At 56.1% G+C, this 4,672-nt stretch carries 6 protein-coding genes; 3 read left to right on the plus strand and 3 right to left on the minus strand.

The window, feature by feature from the left end:
- Window positions 1–57: 57 nt before the first annotated feature.
- Together add and HMPREF9538_RS01015 are read right to left on the minus strand one after the other, a co-directional pair.
- Window positions 58–1,059, minus strand: a complete 1,002-nt coding sequence (add, locus tag HMPREF9538_RS0128610; protein WP_004151209.1) for an adenosine deaminase — start codon at window positions 1,057–1,059, stop codon at window positions 58–60.
- A 157-nt stretch (window positions 1,060–1,216) separates the two neighbouring features.
- Entirely contained in the window at window positions 1,217–2,371 is a 1,155-nt protein-coding gene (locus tag HMPREF9538_RS01015) for an MFS transporter (protein WP_009486433.1), read from the minus strand.
- Window positions 2,372–2,564: 193 nt separating this feature from the next.
- On the opposite strand from HMPREF9538_RS01015, the gene HMPREF9538_RS01010 reads away from it, so the two are divergent.
- Together HMPREF9538_RS01010 and HMPREF9538_RS01005 are read left to right on the plus strand one after the other, a co-directional pair.
- A complete protein-coding gene (locus tag HMPREF9538_RS01010) occupies window positions 2,565–3,029 on the plus strand; it encodes a winged helix-turn-helix transcriptional regulator (protein ID WP_004180158.1) in 465 nt (154 codons plus the stop codon).
- Between the two features lie 243 nt (window positions 3,030–3,272).
- The gene (locus HMPREF9538_RS01005) at window positions 3,273–3,458 is read left to right on the plus strand and encodes a hypothetical protein (protein WP_002907644.1); all 186 of its coding nucleotides are present in this window, start codon (window positions 3,273–3,275) and stop codon (window positions 3,456–3,458) included.
- A 9-nt stretch (window positions 3,459–3,467) separates the two neighbouring features.
- Here HMPREF9538_RS01005 and HMPREF9538_RS01000 read toward each other — a convergent pair whose 3' ends face one another.
- Window positions 3,468–3,830, minus strand: coding sequence for a hypothetical protein (locus HMPREF9538_RS01000; protein WP_004143806.1), 363 nt, complete (start codon window positions 3,828–3,830; stop codon window positions 3,468–3,470).
- A 259-nt stretch (window positions 3,831–4,089) separates the two neighbouring features.
- On the opposite strand from HMPREF9538_RS01000, the gene cybB reads away from it, so the two are divergent.
- Window positions 4,090–4,617, plus strand: coding sequence for a cytochrome b561 (gene cybB, locus HMPREF9538_RS00995; RefSeq protein ID WP_002907640.1), 528 nt, complete (start codon window positions 4,090–4,092; stop codon window positions 4,615–4,617).
- Window positions 4,618–4,672: the final 55 nt, after the last annotated feature.

A 4,672-nucleotide genomic window follows, 5' to 3' on the forward strand; every position in this document is an offset into this window, starting at 1 on the left:
CCCCCCCCCCCCCGGGGGGGGGGGGGCCCCCGGCCGGCCCGCCGGGGGGGCCGGTTATCAGCCTTTGGCAACCCGCTGAATGAGGGCGGCTTTTTCCTGTTCGCCGAGGAACGCCAGGGTCAGGCCGTTGATCTGCGCCTGACGGATCTGCTCCCGGCTCAGCCCTGCCGCCGGCGCCGCCACGGTATACTCGTGAATGATGTCCACACCCTGGACCGCCGGATCGTCAGTGTTGAGGCTCGCCAGCACGCCGTGCTCAAGGAACTGCTTCAGCGGATGCTGGGCCAGGGAGGCCACGGTGCTGGTTTGCACGTTCGAGGTCAGGCAGGATTCAATCCCGATGCGGTGCTCGGCCAGGTAGTCCATCAGGGCTGGATCCTCTACCGCTTTAACCCCATGGCCGATGCGCTCCGCGCCCAGCTCACGAATGGCCTGCCAGATACTTTCCGGGCCGGCCGCTTCGCCCGCGTGGACGGTGATATGCCACCCGGCGTCGCGGGCCTGGTTAAAATGGTTGCGGAACAACGTACCCGGGAAGCCTAGCTCATCGCCGGCGAGGTCGAGGGCAGTGATGCCCTCGCGGTGGGCGAGCAGCGCCGCCAGCTCTTCCTGACAGGCGGCTTCGCCGAAGGTGCGGCTCAGAATACCGATCAGCCGGGCGTCGACCTGGAAATCGCGGCATCCCTCTTGAACCCCGGCAATTACCGCCTCTACCACGCCGTCGACCGGCAGCCGGTGGGTCATCGCCATATAGCGGGGAGAGAAGCGCAGCTCAACGTAGTGCAGGCCATTTCGCGCCGCGTCTTCGACGTTCTCATACGCCACGCGGCGACAGGCTTCCAGCGAGGCCAGGACCTTTACCCCCCAGTCGAGCTTGGCGAGGAAACTAACCAGATCGGGCTCAAGGCTGGTGACCTGGACATGAGGACGCAGCGTGTCGAGGGTGGTTGCGGGAAGAGCGATATTAAATTCGCGGCCAAGATCGAGGATGGTTTGGGCCCGGATGTTACCGTCAAGATGACGATGAATGTCGGTTAATGGCAATGAGGAATCAATCATGGTCGCACTCTTTTTTTAGTTAAAGTGCACGTCATTATACAACATGAACATAACTGTTTAAAAGCATTGAAAAAATGTATGCGATACAAATAGCTGGCAGCAATCAGGTCAGCATTACGGTCTTTTTGACTGGCCCCTTTAAAACGCAGAACGAATATCAGGATTGACGCGATCCTGACCAGATCAGAAATGCACACGCGCTGACCGCGGCCCCCGCAAGGCAGACCGCCTGCCATCCCCAGTGGGAATAAAGCTGTGTGGCAACGATAGCCCCTGCCGCGCTGCCCAGCGAATAAAAACACATGTAAGCCCCAACCAGGCGGCTTGCCGCTGCAGGCCTGGCGGCAATGATCAGGCTCTGGCTGGAGACATGAACGGCCTGTACCGCAAAGTCCAGCGCAATGACGCCAGCTATCAGCCAGAGCAGAGAGGTTTCGGCATAGCCGATAGGAAGCCATGAGATGGTCAGCAGCGCCAGCGCCAGGCCGGTAGTGCGCTGAGCCCATCCCTGGTCAGCCCACTTGCCCGCTCTGGCGGCGGCCAGCATGCCAGCGAAGCCGGCTAAGCCAAACATCCCCGTCTGGGTGTGCGAGAGGGAAAGGGCGGTGAGCGGCATGACCATGGTCGTCCATAGCATGCTGAAAGCGGCGAAGATAAATAGCGCCAGGATCCCGCGCTTTCTCAGTTGCGGCTCGGTGAGGTACAGCTGAAACACGGACTTCAATAAGGAAAGGTAAGTCGGCTTTTGCGGCTGCGGCTGCTGCGGGGGCGAAGGCATGATTTTCCAGACGACCCCTGCAATCACCAACATCAGACAGGCAGCCGTGAGATACACGGCTCGCCAGCCGGCGATATCGGCTATCGCGCCTGAGATAAACCGAGATAACAGGATACCTGAAACAATGCCGCTGGTCAGGGTACCCACCGCCTGGCCTCGTTTCTGCGGCGTCGCCAGTATTGCCACCCAGGCCACCAGCACCTGCACCACCACGGCCATCAGGCCGACGATCAGCATGGCGCCAAGCAGCGTTGCTATATTGGGGGATAACCCTGCCGCGACTAACGCCGCTACTGAAAGCAACAGTTGACTCATCACCACGTATTTACGGTTCAACCAGTCTCCGAGCGGAACCAGGAACAGCAGGCCAATGGCATAGCCCGCCTGCGTAGCGGTGATGACGCTGCCAATCATGCCTGGCGACACCTTCAGGCTGACCGCCATCGAGTCGAGTAAAGGCTGTGCTGAATAAACATTGGCTACTCCCAGCGCGCAGGTTAGTGAAAACAACGCCGTTATCCCTGTGGTCAGCATCGTGTCAGGGACTGACGCAGTTTGGATCCTTTGGCCGGTACATCTACTTGCCTTGCATTTCATAAGAGATCCTCTGTCTGGTTGCTTTTTAAAACTAGTATGCCTATAGAATTAGCCTTAGTGGTTTTTTTTTGCAACTGGTAAAGGTGAGGATTAAGCTAGATCAGTAGATAAATTGATAAGGAGCGCGCAGATGGCAAAGCAGGAATCACTTAGAACCAGTGAATGTCCGGTGGCGAGAACGTTGGAATCAATTGGTGAACGCTGGTGCCTGATGATTATCCGCGAAGCATTTGACGATGTGCGGAGATTCAGCGAGTTTCAAAAAAATTTGGGGCTGGCCAAAAATATCCTTGCCTCGCGGCTGAAGCATCTGGTTGATATCGGTATTTTCGAGATTTTACCGGCATCGGATGGCAGCGCATACAAGGAATATGTCCTGACTGAAAAGGGGCGCTCCGTGTTTCCCATTGTTGTGGCGCTGCGGCAATGGGGAGAGCGTTATATGTTTGAGCAAGGGGAAACCTATTCGGTCCTGCTGGATAACGCGCACGGCCAGCCCCTTCAGTATCTGGATGTGCGTTCCGCTCAGGGGGATAAACTGCAACCAGGCGACTGTCATCGCCGGCGCATTGTGTCAGATACCCGCGCCGAATAATGGCGTGAAGAATTTGCAGGATACCAGCGAGAATACGAGCGTGCCGCTAAAGTGTCATGGAACAATCCTGACGTGTTTTTTTGCGAACTGCTTCTGATGCCAAAGCTCCGGACGCGTGAAAGTGCCCCACCGCCAACCGCAGGAGGCGGTGCATAACCATTTACAATTATATTTTATTTGAATGTATTCATGTTACATATTAAATTCTGCTTACTTTATCGACGATGAGGCAAGGATGCGGATGTGGAGAGCGTAATCCATAACAATATTGAGGGTTTTCTGCTGTTGTTATTAAGCATGTGGCCGATTCTGCTGGTGGTATTCATTGGTGTCGCAATTTCATTCTATACCATGCTGTTACGTAAGACGGCGCTGGCCTGCCTGCTTTTCGCCCTCGCCATCGGCGCCGCAGGCTGGAGTCTCGCTTAGCCGCTGGCCTCAGGGTTTATCCAGCAGGCTCATACTGGAGGTGGCGGCGCCATCATTCAGATTGGCGGGCGAATGCCAGTCGCGACCCGCCAGCGCACTGTCGCTCTGTCCGCTGCCGACGCCTTGCTGCGTCGACAGCGATGAACCTTCCAGTGCTTCATCCGCCCCTGACCGATCGGGCAGGGAACTGGTATAGCCGCCATTATTCGAGTACGTATCCATGCCGTTGACTTCGTTAGGCACCGTGTCGGTAGTCGTACCGTCATCGTTAATGCAAAACGAGCCGCCAATGCCGTTTGGCTGACAGTCTGCAGCAAAAGCCGGACTGGCCAGCGCGGTCAGTAGCAATAACGGTAAGCCGATTTCCTTCATTCTTATCTCCCAGGGCCGTGTGGTCTGCCAGACATTCTGTACTATAGCGGCGGCAGTAGCGCGGTAAGTAACAAAACTGTGTTATTTTGTAATGACCGGTGGACGGTTTGTCGTTCGGCCAGGAAAGAGCGTGCGCTAAGCGTGGCATAGCGGCTCGGCAGAAAGCGGTAATCAATTGTTAATTCTACGTAAAGGTTAATGAAAATTTAAGGGAACGCCGCTATGTTGGCAGCATCATACTTTCCATAAAGGATATGCCATGCGCGATAAATATTCCGGCCTGCAGATTGGGATTCACTGGCTGGTTTTTTTGCTGGTAGTAGTAGCCTATGCGGCGATGGAGCTGCGCGGGTTTTTTCCCCGCAGTGAACGGCCATTGATTAATATGGTGCATGTTTCCTGCGGGATCACCATTTTCGTGCTGATGGTGGCGCGTCTGCTGGTGCGGCTGAAATCGCCGGCGCCGCCGATCGTACCGAAACCATCGCCGATGATGACCGGTTTCGCCCATCTTGGTCACCTGGCGATCTATTTGCTGTTCATTGCCTTGCCGTTGATCGGCATGGTGATGATGTACTGGCGCGGTAACCCCTGGTATGCCTTTGGTCTGACCATGCCGTATGCCCCGCAGAGCGATTTTGAGCGGGTGGATACCCTGAAGGCGATCCATGAATGGTTGGCCAATGCCGGGTACTTTGTGATTGGCCTGCATGCTCTCGCCGCGCTGCTCCATCATTACTGGTGGAAGGATAATACTCTGCTGCGAATGATGCCTCGTAAGCGCTAAATCATCCTCTTTCACTTCCTGACCCCCCCCCCCCCCCGGGGGGTTTTTTTTTTTT

It is taken from the genome of Klebsiella sp. MS 92-3 (assembly GCF_000195655.1).
GTDB classification, from domain to species: domain Bacteria; phylum Pseudomonadota; class Gammaproteobacteria; order Enterobacterales; family Enterobacteriaceae; genus Klebsiella; species Klebsiella pneumoniae.

Coding starts and splice junctions, on each gene's coding strand:
- add (WP_004151209.1), bottom strand. CDS start 1,059: ATGATTGATTCCTCATTGCCATTAACCGACATTCATCGTCATCTTGAC.
- HMPREF9538_RS01015 (WP_009486433.1), bottom strand. CDS start 2,371: ATGCTGACCACAGGGATAACGGCGTTGTTTTCACTAACCTGCGCGCTG.
- HMPREF9538_RS01010 (WP_004180158.1), top strand. CDS start 2,565: ATGGCAAAGCAGGAATCACTTAGAACCAGTGAATGTCCGGTGGCGAGA.
- HMPREF9538_RS01000 (WP_004143806.1), bottom strand. CDS start 3,830: ATGAAGGAAATCGGCTTACCGTTATTGCTACTGACCGCGCTGGCCAGT.
- cybB (WP_002907640.1), top strand. CDS start 4,090: ATGCGCGATAAATATTCCGGCCTGCAGATTGGGATTCACTGGCTGGTT.